Source organism: Pseudomonas sp. R4-34-07 (assembly GCF_003852375.1).
GTDB lineage: Bacteria > Pseudomonadota > Gammaproteobacteria > Pseudomonadales > Pseudomonadaceae > Aquipseudomonas.
Genome location: NZ_CP027760.1, coordinates 1,361,598 through 1,379,971, shown reverse-complemented (window position 1 = coordinate 1,379,971; position 18,374 = coordinate 1,361,598). Strand labels below are relative to the sequence as shown.

The following is an 18,374-nucleotide window of genomic DNA, read 5'->3' as shown; positions in this document are numbered from 1 at the left end:
TACTCCTACAGAATCCGTTGTCGTTATCTTAGGTCAGACGCTTAGAACGTCTGGCCAAGGGAGAATTGGAAAATCTGGGTTTCAGCGTTATCCGGTTTCTTGATCGGCATGGCCAGAGCAAAGCTCAACGGGCCCAACGCAGTCACCCAGGTCACACCCACACCGACGGAGCTGGCCATATTGCTCAGGCTCACATCGTTGCACTGGGTGTTGGACTTCACGCCACTCGGGTTGGTGATCTGGTCGCACTTGGAGTCGAACACGTTACCGACGTCCCAGAAGACCGAGGTGCGCAGGGAACGCTGATCTTTCACGAATGGCAACGGGAACAGAATTTCCGCACCACCCTGGATCAACACGTTACCACCGAAAGGCAGCGGGTCGTTGTCGGAGTCCACTTGCGTGCCCTGGTTACCAGTAAACGCCTGACCACGGCTCGGCGTACCACGAGGACCCAAGGTGCTGTCCTTGAAACCACGTACCGAGTTGAAACCACCCGCGTAGTAGTTCTCATAGAACGGCAAGCCATTGGTCGAACCATAACCGTCGCCATAGCCCAGCTCGGTGTGCAGGCGCATGGTGTAGTTGTCGCTCAACGGCTGGAACAACTGGCCACGGTAGTCGAGCTTGAAGAACGACAGGTCGCTGCCCGGCGTGGTGACTTCCGCAGTCAGGCTCTGGGAATGACCACGGGTCGCCAGTACGCCTTTGTTCAGGGTCGACTCGGACCAGCCGGCAGACGCCTTGAAGTTCAGGAACTTGTCGCCTTCACGACGGGTGAAGTCGAAAATTTCATCCACGGTGTACACACCGGTCTTGATCTCATCCTGCTGCGCGGTCAGGCCGAAGGTCAGGCGCGAGGTCTCACTGATCGGATAACCCACGTTGACGCCGGCACCGAGGCTGTCGATCGCATAGCTTGCAACGTCGACGTCGAGGTCTTTGTAGTCGGTGGTGCGGTAGAAGGCGTTGTAGCCCAGGCTCACACCATCTGCAGTCCAGTAGGGGTCGGTGTAGCCGAAGTTGTATCGGCTCTGGTATTCGCTTCGGGTCAGGCCGATGGATACACGGTTACCGGTACCGAGGAAGTTGTTCTGGGTGATGGAACCACCCAGGATCAAACCCGCGCTCTGTGCAAAACCGACGCTGGCGGTGATCGAACCCGAGGCTTGCTCTTCAACGGCGTAGTTCACGTCGACCTGGTCATCCACACCCGGTACGGCCGGAGTTTCGACGTTGACTTCCTTGAAGAAGCCCAGGCGCTCAAGACGGGTCTTGGATTGGTCGATCAGGTAAGTCGACGCCCAACCGCCTTCCATCTGGCGCATTTCACGACGCAGCACTTCGTCCGAGGACTTGGTGTTGCCACGGAAGTTGATGCGGTTGACGTAGGCACGCTTGCCCGGATCGACGACGAAGGTGATGTCCACGGTGTGGTCTTCATCGTTCGGGGTCGGCACGCCGTTGACGTTGGCGAAGGTATAGCCTTCGTTACCCAGGCGACGGGTAATCAGCTCCGAGGTGGTGGTCATCAGCTTGCGCGAGAACACCTGGTCTTTCTGGACCAGCAACAGGGACTTGACCTGGTCTTCAGGCACCTTCAAGTCACCGCTGAGCTTGACGTCACGAACCTTGTACTTCTCGCCTTCGTTAACGTTGACGGTAATGTAGACGTGCTTCTTGTCCGGGGTGATGGACACCTGGGTCGAAGCGATGTCCATGTTGATGTAGCCACGGTCCAGATAGTAGGAGCGCAGGCGTTCCAGGTCACCGGACAGTTTTTCACGGGCGTACTTGTCATCGTTCTTGAAGAACGACAACCAGTTGGTGGTCTTGAGTTCGAACAGGTCGATCAGGTCTTCATCCGCGAACTTGGTGTTGCCCACCACGTTGATGTGCTGGATGGCCGCCACGGTGCCCTCGTTGATATTGACCTTCAGGCCTACCCGGTTACGCGGCTGCGGGATGACTTCCGTCTCCACGCTTGCCGAGTAGCGGCCCTGGGCAACGTACTGGCGTTGCAGCTCGTTACGCACACCTTCGAGGGTGGCGCGCTGGAAGATTTCGCCCTCGGCCAGGCCCGACTGCTTCAACCCCTTCATCAGGTCTTCAGTGGAGATGGCCTTGTTACCTTCGATCGTGATGCTCGCGACGGAAGGCCGCTCGACGACGGTGATGACCAGGACGTTGCCTTCGCGACCCAGTTGGATATCTTGAAAGAACCCGGTTTTGAACAGCGCACGAGTGGATTCCACCAGGCGACGATCATCAGCCTGTTCCCCGACGTTCAACGGCAAGGCACCAAAGACGCTACCCGCGGAAACCCGCTGGAGGCCGTTGACGCGAATATCGGAGATGGTGAAGGACTCGGCGTGAACTTCGGCGATCATCAATACGGTGAGAACCGCAGTTAGCAGCAGACGTTTCATGAAGTCCTTTCTTATTCCAACTGGCAATAAACAAACTGCCGCAAAATGCGGCAGATTCGCAATTCAGCGAAGCGTTACAGTCGTCCCAGATCGTTGACCAGAGCTAACAACATCACTCCGACAACCAAACTGATACCGATCTGTATCCCCCAACCCTGCACCCGATCCGACAAGGGGCGACCACGCACCCACTCGACCAGATAAAACAGCAGATGCCCCCCATCCAACACTGGAATGGGCAGCAAATTCAGAACTCCAAGGCTGATACTCAGATAAGCCAGGAAATTCAAGAAATCCGCGACACCCGACTGGGCAGAAGCGCCCGCCACTTTAGCAATGGTTATCGGTCCACTCAAGTTTTTTACCGAGAGCTCGCCGAACAACATTTTCTTCAGGGATTCGAGGGTCAGCACGCTCATGGTCCAAGTGCGTTTAGCACCCTCGCCAATCGCTGCCAACGGCCCGAAGCTGATCTCTCGCACCATCGATGGCGGCCACTCGACACCTTTGACCCCGGCACCCAGGTAACCCCCGGCAGCCTTGGCCTCACCACGCACCGACAAGGTTACAGGGACGTCGATTTGAGCACCTTCGCGCTCAACTTTCAGCACAATTTTCGTATCAGGGCGTACACGTACCAGGTCGACCACTTGCTGCCAATCGCCCAGCGCCTGGCCGTCAAGGGCCAACAGCCGGTCGCCGGTTTTCAGGCCTGCGGCCTGGGCCGGGCCTTTAGGGTCCAGCTCGGCGAGTACCGGCGGCAACGCCGGACGCCACGGACGGATGCCCAGGGACTTGATCGGATCCGGCTCGTCAGCGCCTTGAAGCCAATGGTCCAAGGCCAGCTCACGCGGGCTTTCGGCACTGGAATCCGGCTCACGCACCACCACATTGACAGTGCCGCTCTCACCCAGTCGCCGCACCAACTGCAAATTGACCGCGCCCCAACCCGTGGTGGGCTCGCCATCAATCGAAACAATTTCCTGCCCTGCCACCAGCCCGGCCTTGGCCGCCATACTGCCCGTCTCGACCGCGCCGATGACCGGACGCACTTGCTGGCTGCCCAGCATGGCAAGGACCCAGAAGAACACCATCGCCAAGAGGAAATTGGCAATCGGGCCGGCAGCGACGATGGCGATGCGCTGACGAACGGTCTTGCGGTTGAAGGATTGATCCAACCGGTCCGCAGGCACTTCGCCTTCGCGCTCATCGAGCATCTTCACATAGCCACCCAGCGGGATGGCTGCAATCACGAACTCGGTGCCATGACGGTCATGCCAGCGAACCAGCGGCATGCCGAAACCGACGGAAAAGCGCAATACCTTGACGCCGCAACGACGCGCCACCCAGAAGTGGCCGAATTCGTGGAAGGTAACCAGCACACCCAGAGCAACCAGGGTGCCGACAATCATGTAGAGCGCACTCATCTAATTTCTCCGCATTTCAATCCAAGGCCTGAAGGCGCTTACCCGCCTACAGCCTGACGCGCGTTGCGGCCCAGCCATTGCTCGGCCAGGGCCCGAGCCTTTGTATCGGCCTCGAACACGGCCCCCAGGTCATCCACAGCCACAACCGGCTCAGAATCCAGAACGTCCTCGATGATACTCGCGATCTGCGGAAAGCGGATGCGCCGTTCGAGAAACGCCGCCACGGCCACTTCATTGGCTGCATTGAGCATGGCTGGCGCACTGTTGCCCGCCTCAGCCGCTTGCCGGGCCAGACGCAGGCACGGGAAGCGCTGTTCGTCCGGCGCCTGGAAATCCAGGCGCGCGATGGCAAACAGGTCCAATGGTGCCACACCGGAATCAATCCGCTCCGGCCAAGCCAGGGCATTGGCGATCGGCGTGCGCATATCCGGGTTGCCCAATTGCGCCAGTACCGAGCCGTCCACGTAATCCACCAGGGAATGAATCACACTTTGCGGGTGAATCACCACCTCCACCTGATCAGGCCGCGCATCGAACAACCAGCACGCCTCGATCAGCTCCAGCCCTTTGTTCATCATGCTTGCCGAGTCCACGGAGATTTTGCGCCCCATGGACCAGTTCGGGTGCGCGCACGCCTGGTCGGGCGACACATGCTCCAGCTCATCCACCGGAGTCTGCCGGAAGGGGCCACCGGACGCAGTCAGCAAAATCCGGCGCACGCCGACCTGGCCCAGGCCGCGGGCAAAATCAGCGGGCATGCACTGGAAGATCGCGTTGTGCTCGCTGTCCAGGGGCAACAGGACCGCCCCGCTCCTGCGCACGGCCTGTATAAAGAGCGCGCCGGACATGACTAGGGCTTCTTTATTGGCCAGCAGGATTTTCTTGCCCGCATCGACGGCAGCCAGTGTGGGGCGCAAACCCGCAGCGCCGACAATAGCTGCCACGACCGTGTCCACTTCGGCGTCCGCAGACACCTGGCACAGCCCCTCCTCGCCCACCAGCACCTGGGTGGCAAGGCCGGCGGCCCGCAGATCATCCTGCAGGCTTCGCGCGGCAGCGGCCTGCGGCACCACGGCAAAGCGCGGCGAATGACGCACGCATAACGCCAGCAGTTCATTCATGCGCGTAAAGCCGGTCAGGGCGAAAACCTGGTAACGATCGGGGTGACGGGCGATGACATCCAGGCTGCTCAGCCCGACCGAGCCCGTCGCTCCAAGCACGGTGACCTGCTGCAGACGGCTCACGAAGCGATCATCCACAGCAACACGGCAAAGATCGGCAACGCGGCGGTGAGGCTGTCGATACGGTCCAGCACACCACCGTGACCTGGCAGCAGATTGCTGCTGTCCTTGATCCCGGCCTGGCGCTTGAACATGCTCTCGGTGAGGTCGCCCACCACCGAAATGAATACCACGACGGCAGCCCCCAACAGGGCCAGGAAAATCTCTTTCACCGACCAGTCGCGCCACACACCGACCGCCAGCGCGATCAGCAGCGTCAAGGCCAGCCCGCCGTATACGCCTTCCCAGCTCTTGCCTGGGCTGACGGCCGGCGCCAGCTTACGCTTGCCAAAGGCACGGCCTGAAAAGTAAGCGCCGATGTCAGCGCCCCAGACCAGCACCATGACCGCCAGGATCAATTCGTTGCCATTCGGGAAACGCTTGATTTCCACCAAGCCTTGCCAGGCCGGCAGCAGGATCAGCAAGCCAATCACCAACTTGCAGGCCACACTGGACCAGTGACCGCTGGTGCGTGGATAGGTCAGCACCAGGAACGTCGCCAATGCCCACCACAGTACCGACGCCCCGAGCACCCAGGGCGCAATATCGGGCAGGATGTACATCAGGAACAGCAACAGCGCGACGACCGCGGCGTACGCCACGCGTGGCAATTGGTCGCTGAAGCCCGCCAGACGCGCCCATTCCCATGCGCCGAGGGTTACCACCAGGCCGATGAACAGTGCAAAGCCGGAACCCTCGAGCAGGAAAAAACCACACAAGGCAATCGGCAGCAGGATCAGTGCTGTGATGATTCGTTGTTTAAGCATTTAAACCCGGGCTCCAGCTTCGATCTGCTCGCTCGTTTTACCGAAGCGACGCTGACGGGAAGCGAAATCGGCCAGCGCATTGCGCATGGCATCGTGTTTGAAGTCCGGCCAGAACAGGTCGGAGAAATACAACTCGGTATAGGCTAGCTGCCACAGCAGGAAATTGCTGATGCGGTGCTCACCACCGGTACGGATGCACAAGTCCGGCAACGGCAGGTCGCCGGTCACCAGGCAGGTTTGCAGCAGTTCGGGCGTGATGTCGTCGGGCCGCAAATGACCGGCCTGCACTTCGCGGGCCAGTCGCTGCGCAGCCTGGGCGATATCCCATTGGCCGCCGTAGTTGGCCGCGATTTGCAGCACGAAACGGTTGCTGCCGGCCGTGATAGCCTCGGCTTCACGCATGGCTGCCTGCAGCTCCGGATGGAACCGGGAACGGTCACCAATGATGCGCAGGCTGATGCCGTTGTCATTGAGGCGCTTGGCCTCGCGCCGCAGCGCCTTGAAGAACAGGTCCATCAAGGCACTCACTTCTTCGGCGGGCCGCTGCCAGTTCTCGCTGGAAAAGGCAAACAGCGTCAGCACTTCGACCTTGGCCTCGGCGCACACTTCGATGACAGCGCGCACCGCATCGACACCCGCTTTATGCCCGGCAACACCGGGCATAAAGCGTTTTTTCGCCCAGCGATTATTCCCATCCATGATGATCGCGACATGGCGCGGCACCACAGAGGGCACAGTCTGCTTGGTCTTTTCCATGAAGGCGTCCTGACCCCTTATACGGCCATCAGGTCCTTTTCTTTTTCTTCGGTGGCCTTGGTGATCTGGGCCTCCGCATCCTTGGTCAACTTATCGATATCGGCAACGGCACGGCGCTCTTCGTCTTCGCTGATTTCCTTGTCCTTGACCAGCTTCTTCAGGTCACCCAAGGCATCGCGACGGATGTTGCGCACGGCAACCCGTGCATCTTCTGCCGCGCTGCGCGCCTGCTTGGTGAAGCCCTTGCGGGTCTCTTCGGTCAGGGCAGGCATGGAAATCAACAACAACTCGCCCAGGTTGGTCGGGTTGAGGTTCAAGCCGGCACTCTGGATAGCTTTGTCGACCGCCCCGAGCATGTTGCGCTCGAAGGCCACGACCTGCAGGGTGCGCGAGTCTTTTACGGTGATGTTGGCCACCTGGGTAATGGAGGTGTCCGTACCGTAGTAGGGCACCATCACGCTGCCCAGGATGCTCGGGTGAGCCTTGCCGGTACGAATCTGGCCGAATGCGTGGCTCAGAGACTCCAGGGATTTGTGCATACGCTCTTGAGCGTCTTTCTTGATTTCGTTGATCATTGTTGGCCTTCCTCGATCAGAGTCCCTTCTGCGCCGCCGTGTACGATATTCAGCAGGGCGCCGGGTTTGTTCATGTTAAATACGCGCAGCGGCATCTTGTGGTCGCGGCACAGGCAGATAGCCGTCAGGTCCATCACACCCAGCTTGCGATCCAGCACTTCATCGTAGGTCAGATGATCGAACTTCTCGGCATGCGGGTCTTTGAATGGATCTGCAGTGTATACGCCATCCACCTTGGTCGCCTTCAACACCACGTCTGCGTCGATTTCGATAGCACGCAGGCATGCGGCCGAATCGGTGGTGAAGAACGGGTTACCGGTGCCCGCGGCAAAGATCACCACTTCCTTGGCGTTCAGGTGGCGCATGGCTTTGCGGCGATCGTAGTGATCGGTCACACCGACCATGGAAATAGCCGACATCACGATGGCCGAGATATTGGCACGCTCCAAGGCGTCACGCATGGCCAGGGCGTTCATCACAGTGGCCAGCATGCCCATGTGGTCGCCAGTGACCCGATCCATGCCGGCAGCACTCAGTGCCGCGCCGCGGAACAGGTTGCCACCACCGATCACCAGGCCCACCTGAACACCGATACCGACCAGTTGGCCGACTTCGAGCGCCATGCGGTCAAGCACCTTGGGGTCGATCCCGAACTCTTCCGAGCCCATCAGGGCCTCGCCGCTGAGCTTGAGTAGAATGCGTTTATAGCGAGCCTGATAACCACTGCCCTGCTGAGCCATTGCGAATCTCTCCTGCGGCGTATTTTTTAAAAAATTCTTGGCAAGCCGTTTACGGCTTGCGTTCACTCTAGCTGGACGCCATCACAGCGCCATCGGAACACGGCTTTGTAAGCCAGTTCCGAGGGGAAGCCAAATAAATTCGCCTTCCCATTTGAAAAGAGGCTGCGCGCGTGAGCGGGCAGCCTCTTTCGGGCGACAGTTGAAAACTGTCTTATTGCTTGGCGGCAGCCAGCTGGGCAGCAACTTCTTCAGCGAAGTTGTCGACCGGCTTCTCGATGCCGTCGCCTACTTTGAAGTAGGTGAAGGAAACGATTTCAGCACCGGCTTTCTTGGCCAGCTCGCCAACCTTGATTTCAGGGTTCTTGACGAACGCCTGCTCAACCAGGCTTGCTTCAGCCAGGAACTTGCTGATACGGCCCTTGACCATGTTCTCAACAATGTTTTCTGGCTTGCCTTTGATTTTTTCTTCGTTCAGCTGCAGGAACACAGCTTTTTCACGCTCGATCGCTTCGGCAGAAACTTCCGAAGGCAACAGGAACTCAGGGTTGCTGGCCGCTACGTGCATAGCGATATCTTTGGCCAGTTCAACGTTGCCGCCTTTCAGGACAACTGCAACACCGATCTTGTTGCCGTGCAGGTAACCACCTACCACGTCACCTTCAACGCGCACCAGGCGACGGATGTTGACGTTTTCGCCAACCTTGCCGACCAGTACCAGGCGATCCGCTTCTTGAGCTTCGATCAGCGGAGCGGCGTCAGTCAGTTTGTCGGCGAACGCTTTTTCAACGCTGGCGGCAACAAATGCCTTGAAGTCGTCCTGCAGAGCCAGGAAGTCGGTCTGCGAGTTCACTTCCAGCAGTACTGCGGACTTGCCGTCTTCTTTCAGAGCGATAGCGCCTTCAGCAGCCACGTTGCCTGCTTTCTTGGCGGCCTTGATGGCGCCGGAAGCACGCATGTCGTCAATGGCTTTTTCGATGTCGCCGTCGGCCTTTTCCAGGGCCTTCTTGCAATCCATCATGCCTTCGCCGGTACGCTCACGCAGTTCTTTAACCAACGCTGCAGTAATTGCTGCCATTTTCAAATTCCTCTTGGATAGGTTTTCAACCATTCCACCCGATCGAACGGGGGATCAATTCTTCCCGAATATCCGTTGTAGGCTGCTGCACGTTACAGAGCAACGATGCGCCGCCACAAGTGGGCGCCAACAAATGGTTTTCGAGGTGGCAAAAAGGGGGCCAAGCCCCCTTTTTGCTTACTGAGTCAACGCCAGGGCGTCAATTACTCAGCTGCGGCTACCGGAGCTTCTTCAACGAACTGCTCGGTACCACCAGCAACGTGGTTGCGACCACGGATTACAGCGTCAGCCATCGAACCCATGTACAGCTGGATAGCGCGGATTGCGTCATCGTTACCTGGGATGATGTAGTCAACGCCATCCGGGCTGCTGTTGGTATCGACTACGCCGATAACAGGGATGCCCAGCTTGTTGGCTTCGGTGATCGCGATGCGCTCGTGATCAACGTCGATAACGAACAGTGCGTCAGGCAGACCGCCCATGTCCTTGATACCACCCAGGGAACGATCGAGCTTTTCCAGGTCGCGAGTGCGCATCAGCGCCTCTTTCTTGGTCAGCTTGGCGAAAGTACCGTCTTCGGCTTGCACTTCAAGGTCACGCAGACGCTTGATGGAAGCACGGATGGTTTTGAAGTTGGTCAGCATGCCGCCCAACCAGCGGTGATCGACGTACGGCGAACCGCAACGTGCTGCTTCTTCAGCAACGATCTTGCCAGCGGAACGCTTGGTGCCGACGAACAGGATCTTGTTTTTGCCCTGGGCCAGGCGCTCTACGAAAGTCAAAGCTTCGTTGAACATTGGCAGGGTTTTTTCAAGGTTGATAATGTGGATCTTGTTACGCGCGCCGAAAATGTATTTGCCCATTTTCGGGTTCCAGTAACGGGTCTGGTGACCGAAGTGCACACCGGCCTTCAGCATATCGCGCATGTTGACTTGGGACATGATAGTTCCTTAATTAAGTCGGGTTTGGCCTCCACGTATCCCAATGACCAACCAGCGGCTTCAAGGCCTCCGGCACCCAGGTCATCGTGTCGACACGTGTGTGGATTTAAGCTCTGCGGGGCATCCCCGGAAAGCGGCGCATTTTATACCACAGCAAGGGCGAAAACGGAACCCGCAATCACATTTGCCGCAAGCTTCCTTGCGCCAACCCTTTGAATGGCGCCGATATACCCCCACTCTATAGAGAGAAGCGATCGTCAGGGGCTCATGGTTTGTCGCCCGCGTCTGTTAGAATCGCGTTTTTTTGTGGCGTGTGCGAAGTGTCGCACGCCCGTGAACCGTATTGATTTCAGCGCGTCGCGCTAGAGAGAGCCTGTATGACCGTTAGTTTGAAAACCGCCGAAGACATCGCCGGCATGCGCATCGCCGGCAAACTGGCCGCCGACGTGCTGGAAATGATCGCCGAACACGTCAAGCCCGGCGTCACCACCGAAGAACTGAACCAGATCTGCCATGACTATATTGTCAATGTGCAAAAGGCCATCCCGGCCCCACTGAACTACAAAGGCTTTCCCAAGTCGATCTGCACCTCGGTCAACCACGTGGTGTGCCACGGGATCCCGGGTGACAAGCCGTTGAAGGACGGCGACACCCTGAACATCGACGTCACCGTGATCAAGGACCGCTACTTCGGCGACACCAGTCGCATGTTCCACGTCGGCAACGTGCCGGTCTGGGCCGAACGCCTGTCCCAGGTGACCCAGGAATGCATGTACAAGGCCATCGAGATCGTCAAGCCAGGCTGCCGCCTGGGCGATATCGGTGAAGTGATCCAGAAGCACGCCGAAAAGAACGGCTTCTCGGTGGTGCGCGAGTTCTGCGGCCATGGCATCGGTACCGTATTCCATGAAGAGCCGCAGATCCTGCACTACGGCCGCGCCGGCACCGGCATGGAACTCAAGGCCGGCATGACCTTTACCATCGAGCCGATGATCAACCAGGGCAAGGCCGACACCAAGGTGCTGGGCGACGGCTGGACCGCCATCACCAAGGACCGCAAACTCTCGGCCCAGTGGGAGCACACCCTGCTGGTCACCGAAACCGGCTACGAGATTTTCACCCTGCGCGCCGATGACACAATCCCACGCGTTTCGGCCTGATAGCTTGCCCAGGTTTTCCCACAGCGTGTTGTGAATGACTGACAGATAGAAAGGAAAGCCGATCGATGCCCCAGGTGGATCCCGAACTCTTCGACCGTGGCCAGTTCCAGGCCGAACTGGCGCTGAAGGCAAGCCCTATCGCCGCGTTCAAGAAGGCGATCCGCCAGGCCCGCGAGGTGCTCGATGGGCGCTTTCGCAGCGGCCGCGACATACGCCGGCTGATCGAGGACCGCGCCTGGTTCGTCGACAATATCCTGCAAAAAGCCTGGGAACAGTTCAGCTGGAGCAGCGAGGCGGATATTGCCCTGGTGGCGGTCGGCGGCTACGGTCGTGGTGAGTTGCACCCCTACTCCGACATCGACCTGCTGATTCTGCTGGACAGCGCCGACCATGAGATTTTTCGCGATTCCATAGAGCGGTTTCTGACGCTGCTGTGGGACATCGGCCTGGAAGTCGGCCAGAGCGTACGCTCGGTGGACGAATGCGCCGAAGAGGCCCGCGCCGACCTGACCGTCATCACCAACCTGATGGAAAGTCGCACCATCGCCGGCCCCGAGCGCCTGCGCCAACGCATGCTTGAAGTCACCAACACCGCACACATGTGGCCGAGCAAGGATTTCTTCCTGGCCAAGCGTGCCGAGCAAAAGGCGCGGCACCACAAATACAACGACACCGAATACAACCTGGAACCCAACGTCAAAGGCTCGCCGGGCGGGCTGCGCGATATCCAGACGATCTTGTGGGTGGCCCGTCGCCAGTACGGCACCCTGAACCTGCGCGCCTTGGCCGGCGAGGGCTTTCTGGTGGAGAGCGAAAACGCCCTGCTGGCCTCGTCCCAGGAGTTCCTGTGGAAAGTACGCTACGCCCTGCACATGCTTGCCGGGCGCTCGGAAGACCGCCTGCTGTTCGACCACCAACGCTCCATCGCGACCTTGCTGGGTTTTGAAGGCGAAGACGCCAAGACCAGCATCGAAAGCTTCATGCAACAGTACTACCGCGTAGTGATGAGCATTGCCCAGCTCAGCGACCTGATCATCCAGCACTTCGAAGAAGTGATCCTGGCCCCCGAAGACGAAGCGCCGCCGCAACCGATCAATTCGCGCTTCCAGCTGCACGACGGTTACATCGAGGCGCGCAACGACAACGTATTCCGCCGCACGCCGTTCGCCATGCTGGAAATCTTCGTGCTGATGGCCCAGCAGCCGGAAATCAAAGGCGTGCGCGCCGATACCATTCGCCTGCTGCGGGAAAACCGTCATCTGATCGACGATGAGTTTCGTCATGACATCCGCAACACCAGCCTGTTTATCGAACTGTTCAAGTGCAAGATCGGCATCCACCGCAACCTGCGGCGGATGAACCGCTACGGCATCCTCGGGCGCTACCTGCCGGAGTTCGGCTTTATCGTCGGGCAGATGCAGCACGACCTGTTCCACATCTATACCGTGGACGCCCACACCCTCAACCTGATCAAGCACTTGCGTAAGTTGCAGTACACCCAGGTGTCAGAGAAATTCCCACTGGCCAGCAAGCTCATGGCCAAGCTGCCCAAGCCGGAATTGATTTACCTGGCCGGCCTGTACCACGACATCGGCAAGGGCCGGCATGGCGATCACTCGGAGATCGGCGCGGTGGATGCCGAAGCGTTCTGCCAACGCCACCAGTTGCCGTTGTGGGACAGCCGCCTGATCGTCTGGCTGGTGCAGAACCACCTGGTGATGTCGACCACCGCCCAGCGCAAGGACTTGTCCGACCCGCAAGTGATCCACGACTTCGCGCAGATCGTCGGCGATGAAACCCGCCTCGACTACCTCTACGTGCTGACCGTCTCCGACATCAACGCCACCAACCCGACGTTATGGAACTCCTGGCGCGCCAGCCTGTTGCGCCAGTTGTACACCGAGACCAAGCGCGCCCTGCGCCGCGGCCTGGAAAACCCGGTGGACCGAGAAGAGCAGATTCGCCGCACCCAAAGCGCGGCCCTGGATATCCTGGTGCGCGGCGGCAACGACCCGGACGATGTCGAACAACTGTGGTCGCAACTGGGTGACGATTATTTCCTGCGCCACACCGCCGGCGATGTCGCCTGGCACACCGACGCCATCCTTCAACAGCCGGCCGATGGCGGCCCTCTGGTCCTGATCAAGGAAACCACCCAGCGCGAATTCGAAGGCGGCACGCAGATCTTCATCTACGCGCCGGACCAACATGACTTCTTCGCCGTGACCGTGGCGGCTATGGACCAGCTCAACCTGAACATTCATGACGCCCGGGTGATCACCTCCAGCAGCCAGTTCACCCTCGACACCTACATTGTGCTCGACACCGAAGGCGACTCGATTGGCGACAATCCGGTGCGTGTGAAGAAGATCCGCGAAGGCCTGACCGAAGCCCTGCGCAACCCGGATGATTACCCGACCATCATCCAGCGCCGGGTACCGCGCCAGCTCAAGCACTTTGCCTTTGCGCCGCAGGTGACGATCTCCAACGACGCCCAGCGCCCGGTAACCGTGCTGGAGCTGAGCGCGCCGGATCGGCCAGGCCTGCTGGCACGCATCGGCGGGATTTTCCTGGAGTTCGACCTGTCGCTGCAGAACGCCAAGATTGCGACCCTCGGCGAGCGCGTGGAAGACGTGTTCTTTATCACCGACGCCGATAACCAGCCGCTGTCCGACCCTGAGCTGTGCCGCCGTTTGCAGGATGCGATCGTGGAGCAATTGAGCGTGACCCAGGAACCTGGCGTCGCGCTGACGCGCCTGACGATTTGAAACGCCGGCGTATATGGGAGGGGGCTTGCTCCCGATAGCAGTGGATCAGATAAGATCAGCTGACTGACACAACGCAATCGGGAGCAAGCCCCCTCCTACATTGAATTTTCGCCGGCAACCAGACCGCGTGCCGACAACTGAATTGACGAGACTTGCGATGAACAATGCCCTGAACCAGCTGCAGCCTTACCCATTCGAGAAACTGCGCGCCCTGCTCGGCAGCGTCACCCCCAACCCGGACAAACGCCCGATTGCCCTGTCGATTGGCGAGCCCAAGCACAAATCACCGAGTTTCGTGGCTGAGGCGCTGAGCAACAACCTGGACCAGATGGCGGTGTACCCGACCACACTGGGCATCCCCGCATTACGCGAGGCCATTGGCGCCTGGTGCGAGCGCCGCTTCAACGTACCTGCAGGCTGGCTGGACCCGGCGCGCAATATCCTGCCGGTCAACGGCACACGCGAGGCACTGTTCGCCTTTACCCAGACCGTGGTCAATCGCGATGACGACGCGCTCGTGGTGAGCCCGAACCCGTTCTACCAGATCTACGAAGGCGCCGCGTTCCTCGCCGGCGCCAAGCCGCATTACCTGGCGTGCCTGGACACCAATGGTTTCAACCCGGACTTCGATGCCGTGTCGCCAGACATCTGGAAACGTTGCCAGATCCTGTTCCTGTGCTCTCCGGGCAACCCGACCGGCGCGCTGATTCCGGTGGACACCCTGAAAAAGCTGATCGCCCTGGCCGATGAGCACGATTTCGTGATCGCCGCCGACGAGTGCTACAGCGAGCTGTACTTCGATGAGCAAACCCCGCCGCCAGGCCTGCTGAGCGCCTGTGTCGAACTGGGTCGCCAGGACTTCAAGCGTTGCGTGGTGTTCCACAGCCTGTCCAAGCGCTCCAACCTGCCGGGCCTGCGTTCGGGCTTTGTCGCTGGCGATGCTGAGATTCTCAAGGCTTTCCTGCTGTATCGCACCTATCACGGCTGCGCAATGCCGGTGCAAACCCAGCTGGCCAGCATCGCCGCCTGGCAGGACGAAGCGCACGTACAGGCCAACCGTGACCTGTATCGCGAGAAGTTCGACGCAGTGCTGGCGATCCTCAAACCGGTGCTGGATGTGCAAAGCCCGGACGGCGGCTTTTATTTGTGGCCGAATGTGAACGGGGACGATGCTGCTTTCTGCCGTGATTTGTTCGTGGAGGAACATGTGACGGTGGTACCGGGCTCTTACCTGTCCCGCGAAGTGGATGGCTTCAACCCAGGCGCCGGGCGTGTACGCCTGGCATTGGTTGCACCGCTGGCCGAATGTGTCGAAGCGGCTGGGCGGATTCGCGATTTCATCCAGCGCCGCGGTTGAGACACAAGCCGCTCCCAACGGGGCGGCCTCCAGCGTTGTTTCTTGCAACCATTGAGAGGGAACAGAAACACGCAAACCTTACACCTAAGTTCATATAAACACTTAGGTGACCCGCATGACGCTCACGACTTCGCCCACTTCGCCTTATGCTCATTGCGTCACTGCGCCGCTCAATAGAAGTAAGCGCGGCGTCGCCATGCCCGACAAGCTCTGGCCTCAGCATTCGGTGCTGACTATCTCCCTGCTGAACATGACCCCAGAACAAAAAGCGTTGGTAAAGCACAACATCAACGCATGGCCCCCCCATACCAGTCTCTACTTCAAGTTCACCGACAGCCCCAATGGCGATATCCGCATCACTGCGGACGCTGACACGAGAGCAGGATGGTCAAACGTGGGCACCGACGCAAAGAAGGTGCCTTTATCCGAACCGACCATGGGCATTAACTTCACAGTCTCGCCAAGCAGCGTCGCCGCAACGATCCAGCATGAATTCGGCCACGCCATCGGCCTCAAACATGAGCATCAGCACCCCGATCGGACATTGGACCTGAACAGGCAGAACATCTATGACGAATATGCATCGAGAGGAGAACCCTCCTATAAGGCCAAGAACGATATCCTCCGCCCCTTCTCGCGCAAAGAGGTAAAGACTTCAAACTATGATGACAAATCCATCATGCACTATGGGATTCGCGCCTCACACCTGAATAGCGGAAATCCCATCCCGCGCAACTTCAAACTGTCTGAAGGCGATAAAAGCTTTGTGCAGTCACTGTACCCTGAAGATAAAACACTGCTCGGCAAACTGCTCAGTACCGGCATCCGCGCAATGATCAATGCCCAAACTACTTGACGCTGCCCAAGTTCGCTTCACTCATATCCAGATCCGCCAGAACTTCGCGCAATACATCATCGCCAATTTGATGTTGCCGACTCAAACGGTACAACTCCAGCCGCTGCGCGCGCAGCCCCTTGAGCCGCAGCTTGCGTTCCAGCAGGTCCATCTGCAGCGCCAGGGCCTGGGCTTCGGCGGAATCGTTGAATACCTCAAGCTGGTGGCGATATTCCGACATCAATCGCGCCTTGAGCTCAGTGGCCAATGCCGCTTGAGCCGCATCCGACACTGCGGTTTCATCAGGTTCTTCAGCCTCCAGCGCATGGATCGCTGCCACGGCGGTTTTTTTCCAGGCCTCGCGAACCTCCCGGTGACGCTTTTCATCGGGGCTCTTTTCGATCCCGCGAAGCAGCAACGGCAGCGCGATACAGGCGGCGACCAGCGACAACAGAATGACGCCGGCCGCGATAAAGATCAGCAGGTCGCGCTCCGGAAAAGCCTGGCCCGGCGCCAGCAGCAATGGCACCGACATCACGCCCGCCAGTGTCACCGCACCGCGTACGCCGCCCACCGTCAGCAGCCAACAGGATCGCGCCGTGGGTACCAAGGTCAGCTCGCTTTTCCCACGCACACGACGCAGCAAGCCTGACAGCCGCCAAATGCTTTGTACCCAGATAAAGCGCAACACCACCAGCACCACGAAGATCGCAACCACGTCCAGGCAGCGGTACATCAAGGCCGGCCACAACGTCGGCTCATGACTCACCACTGCCTTGATGATGTCCGGCAGTTGCAGGCCCAGCAGCAGAAAGATCAGGCCGTTGAAGGCAAACTCCAGCAGCGACCAGACACTGCGATTGAGCAGGCGTGTACTGGTTTGACGCGGCAGCAGGTCCAGCCAGCTCTGCATCATGCCCGCCGCCACGGCCGACAAAATGCCCGACGCGCCCAAGCGCTCCGCCAGCACGTAGGCCGCGAACGGCAGCAGCAACATGAACACAACGTGGGTGGCCGGGTCATCCCAACCCCGTGCAATCATCCAGGCGCGCAGGCGACCGACCAGCCAGCTCAACGCCACACCGACCGCCAGCCCACCCACTGCGACCAAGACAAAGGTCAGGCTGGCATCGGCCAGGGAAAACACCCCGGTCAACGCGGCAGCCAGGGCAAACTTGAAGGTCACCAGGCCCGACGCATCATTCATCAAGGCCTCACCCTGGAGCATGTGCATCAAGGGCGTAGGCAGGCGATTCTGGGCAATCGCCGACACCGCCACGGCATCCGTCGGCGACAACACGGCCGCCAGGGCAAAGGCTACCGGCAACGGAATCGTCGGCAGAATCCAGTGAATGAAGTACCCCGCGCCGACCACCGTAAACAGCACCAGCCCCACGGCCAAGGTCAGGATCGGCCCGCGCAGGCGCCACAGCTCACGCTTGGGCATGCGCCAGCCATCGGAAAACAGCAGCGGCGGCAAGAACAGAAACAGGAACAGCTCCGGGTCCAGCGCCACATGCAGCCCCAACGTGGGCCAGGCCAGCAGGGCCCCGGCGGCAATCTGTACCAGCGGCAGCGGCAGAGGAATGATGCGCCCGACCAGACGCGACACGCTGACCAGCATCAGCAGGATAAGAACGGTGTAGGCGGTTTGCATAACGCGGGTTTCCCAGACAATCGACTTGCAACGACACACATGAGGCAACAACTGGCCGTTGAAGTGCCATATTACCCGGCTATGGTAACCGGCTATGCGGCGCACTGCCCTTTGCACAAACGTCGCACAGCGCTGACGAACGGCGCCGAAACGCGCTGGGCGTGGCATAATCCGCGATCTTTCATTTTTCATTCGTCCAAAGGGGGCAATTCCTTGACCGCTTCAAGCAAAACCTTGCACCTTTTCGGCATCAAAGCCTGCGACACCATGAAAAAGGCGCGCACCTGGCTTGATGAGCACGCTGTGAGCTATGAGTTCCATGATTACAAAACGGCCGGTATCGACCGCGAACACTTGACCCAATGGTGCGACGAGCACGGTTGGCAGGTGGTTTTGAACCGTGCGGGCACCACCTTTCGCAAACTCGAAGACGAACGCAAAGCCGATCTCGATCAGTCGAAAGCCATTGAATTGATGCTCGCGCAACCCTCGATGATCAAGCGCCCGGTGCTCGATCTCGGTGACAGAACCCTGATTGGCTTCAAGCCAGATAGTTATTCGGCGGCCCTCAAGTAGGCCAGCCTTCCATTTTTGTAGAGGTAACAGC

At 59.3% G+C, this 18,374-nt stretch carries 15 protein-coding genes; 5 read left to right on the top strand and 10 right to left on the bottom strand.

What is annotated here, in order from left to right; all coding sequences use genetic code 11:
• Nucleotides 1–41: 41 nt before the first annotated feature.
• The 9 genes from bamA to rpsB form a co-directional block, all read right to left on the bottom strand.
• Nucleotides 42–2,429 (bottom strand): outer membrane protein assembly factor BamA, encoded by a 2,388-nt coding sequence (bamA, locus tag C4J85_RS06195; protein WP_124366116.1) that lies wholly within the window; start codon nt 2,427–2,429, stop codon nt 42–44.
• A gap of 74 nt (nt 2,430–2,503) precedes the next feature.
• Nucleotides 2,504–3,856 (bottom strand): sigma E protease regulator RseP, encoded by a 1,353-nt coding sequence (gene rseP / locus C4J85_RS06190; protein WP_124409229.1) that lies wholly within the window; start codon nt 3,854–3,856, stop codon nt 2,504–2,506.
• Between the two features lie 38 nt (nt 3,857–3,894).
• Nucleotides 3,895–5,100: a 1-deoxy-D-xylulose-5-phosphate reductoisomerase gene (gene ispC / locus C4J85_RS06185; RefSeq protein ID WP_124409228.1), complete on the bottom strand. Its 1,206-nt coding sequence runs from the start codon at nt 5,098–5,100 to the stop codon at nt 3,895–3,897.
• On the bottom strand, nt 5,097–5,903 hold the full coding sequence (locus C4J85_RS06180; protein ID WP_124366114.1) for a phosphatidate cytidylyltransferase: 807 nt from the start codon (nt 5,901–5,903) through the stop codon (nt 5,097–5,099). Before C4J85_RS06180 ends, ispC begins: the two co-directional genes overlap by 4 nt.
• A complete protein-coding gene (uppS, locus tag C4J85_RS06175) occupies nt 5,904–6,659 on the bottom strand; it encodes a polyprenyl diphosphate synthase (RefSeq protein ID WP_057723202.1) in 756 nt (251 codons plus the stop codon).
• 17 nt (nt 6,660–6,676) lie between these two features.
• The gene (gene frr, locus C4J85_RS06170; protein ID WP_057723203.1) at nt 6,677–7,234 is read right to left on the bottom strand and encodes a ribosome recycling factor; all 558 of its coding nucleotides are present in this window, start codon (nt 7,232–7,234) and stop codon (nt 6,677–6,679) included.
• Nucleotides 7,231–7,974, bottom strand: a complete 744-nt coding sequence (gene pyrH, locus C4J85_RS06165; RefSeq protein WP_003172271.1) for a UMP kinase — start codon at nt 7,972–7,974, stop codon at nt 7,231–7,233. The genes frr and pyrH overlap by 4 nt, the downstream gene beginning before the upstream one ends.
• 211 nt (nt 7,975–8,185) lie before the next feature.
• Nucleotides 8,186–9,049 (bottom strand): translation elongation factor Ts, encoded by an 864-nt coding sequence (tsf, locus tag C4J85_RS06160; protein WP_124361608.1) that lies wholly within the window; start codon nt 9,047–9,049, stop codon nt 8,186–8,188.
• 203 nt (nt 9,050–9,252) lie between these two features.
• The gene (rpsB, locus tag C4J85_RS06155; RefSeq protein ID WP_048719953.1) at nt 9,253–9,990 is read right to left on the bottom strand and encodes a 30S ribosomal protein S2; all 738 of its coding nucleotides are present in this window, start codon (nt 9,988–9,990) and stop codon (nt 9,253–9,255) included.
• Between the two features lie 377 nt (nt 9,991–10,367).
• Here rpsB and map point away from each other — a divergent pair, with 377 nt between their 5' ends.
• From map to C4J85_RS06135, 4 genes are all read left to right on the top strand, one after another.
• On the top strand, nt 10,368–11,150 hold the full coding sequence (map, locus tag C4J85_RS06150) for a type I methionyl aminopeptidase (protein WP_005785707.1): 783 nt from the start codon (nt 10,368–10,370) through the stop codon (nt 11,148–11,150).
• A 65-nt stretch (nt 11,151–11,215) separates the two neighbouring features.
• On the top strand, nt 11,216–13,918 hold the full coding sequence (locus C4J85_RS06145) for a [protein-PII] uridylyltransferase (protein ID WP_124366113.1): 2,703 nt from the start codon (nt 11,216–11,218) through the stop codon (nt 13,916–13,918).
• A 157-nt stretch (nt 13,919–14,075) separates the two neighbouring features.
• On the top strand, nt 14,076–15,275 hold the full coding sequence (dapC, locus tag C4J85_RS06140) for a succinyldiaminopimelate transaminase (protein WP_124409227.1): 1,200 nt from the start codon (nt 14,076–14,078) through the stop codon (nt 15,273–15,275).
• A gap of 115 nt (nt 15,276–15,390) precedes the next feature.
• Nucleotides 15,391–16,131, top strand: coding sequence for a M12 family metallopeptidase (locus tag C4J85_RS06135; RefSeq protein WP_124409226.1), 741 nt, complete (start codon nt 15,391–15,393; stop codon nt 16,129–16,131).
• Here the strand turns inward: C4J85_RS06135 and C4J85_RS06130 are convergent.
• Complete coding sequence (locus C4J85_RS06130) at nt 16,124–17,767, bottom strand: Na+/H+ antiporter (RefSeq protein WP_124409225.1); 1,644 nt, start codon at nt 17,765–17,767, stop codon at nt 16,124–16,126. The genes C4J85_RS06135 and C4J85_RS06130 overlap by 8 nt on opposite strands.
• 213 nt (nt 17,768–17,980) lie before the next feature.
• Between C4J85_RS06130 and C4J85_RS06125 the strand changes: the two genes are divergently transcribed.
• On the top strand, nt 17,981–18,343 hold the full coding sequence (locus tag C4J85_RS06125) for an ArsC family reductase (RefSeq protein WP_099583364.1): 363 nt from the start codon (nt 17,981–17,983) through the stop codon (nt 18,341–18,343).
• Nucleotides 18,344–18,374 lie beyond the last annotated feature (31 nt).

Bases quoted from the DNA above. Each gene is read 5' to 3' on its own strand.
- bamA (WP_124366116.1), bottom strand. From the start codon at position 2,429: ATGAAACGTCTGCTGCTAACTGCGGTTCTCACCGTATTGATGATCGCC.
- rseP (WP_124409229.1), bottom strand. From the start codon at position 3,856: ATGAGTGCGCTCTACATGATTGTCGGCACCCTGGTTGCTCTGGGTGTG.
- C4J85_RS06180 (WP_124366114.1), bottom strand. From the start codon at position 5,903: ATGCTTAAACAACGAATCATCACAGCACTGATCCTGCTGCCGATTGCC.
- uppS (WP_057723202.1), bottom strand. From the start codon at position 6,659: ATGGAAAAGACCAAGCAGACTGTGCCCTCTGTGGTGCCGCGCCATGTC.
- frr (WP_057723203.1), bottom strand. From the start codon at position 7,234: ATGATCAACGAAATCAAGAAAGACGCTCAAGAGCGTATGCACAAATCC.
- pyrH (WP_003172271.1), bottom strand. From the start codon at position 7,974: ATGGCTCAGCAGGGCAGTGGTTATCAGGCTCGCTATAAACGCATTCTA.
- tsf (WP_124361608.1), bottom strand. From the start codon at position 9,049: ATGGCAGCAATTACTGCAGCGTTGGTTAAAGAACTGCGTGAGCGTACC.
- rpsB (WP_048719953.1), bottom strand. From the start codon at position 9,990: ATGTCCCAAGTCAACATGCGCGATATGCTGAAGGCCGGTGTGCACTTC.
- map (WP_005785707.1), top strand. From the start codon at position 10,368: ATGACCGTTAGTTTGAAAACCGCCGAAGACATCGCCGGCATGCGCATC.
- C4J85_RS06145 (WP_124366113.1), top strand. From the start codon at position 11,216: ATGCCCCAGGTGGATCCCGAACTCTTCGACCGTGGCCAGTTCCAGGCC.
- dapC (WP_124409227.1), top strand. From the start codon at position 14,076: ATGAACAATGCCCTGAACCAGCTGCAGCCTTACCCATTCGAGAAACTG.
- C4J85_RS06135 (WP_124409226.1), top strand. From the start codon at position 15,391: ATGACGCTCACGACTTCGCCCACTTCGCCTTATGCTCATTGCGTCACT.
- C4J85_RS06130 (WP_124409225.1), bottom strand. From the start codon at position 17,767: ATGCAAACCGCCTACACCGTTCTTATCCTGCTGATGCTGGTCAGCGTG.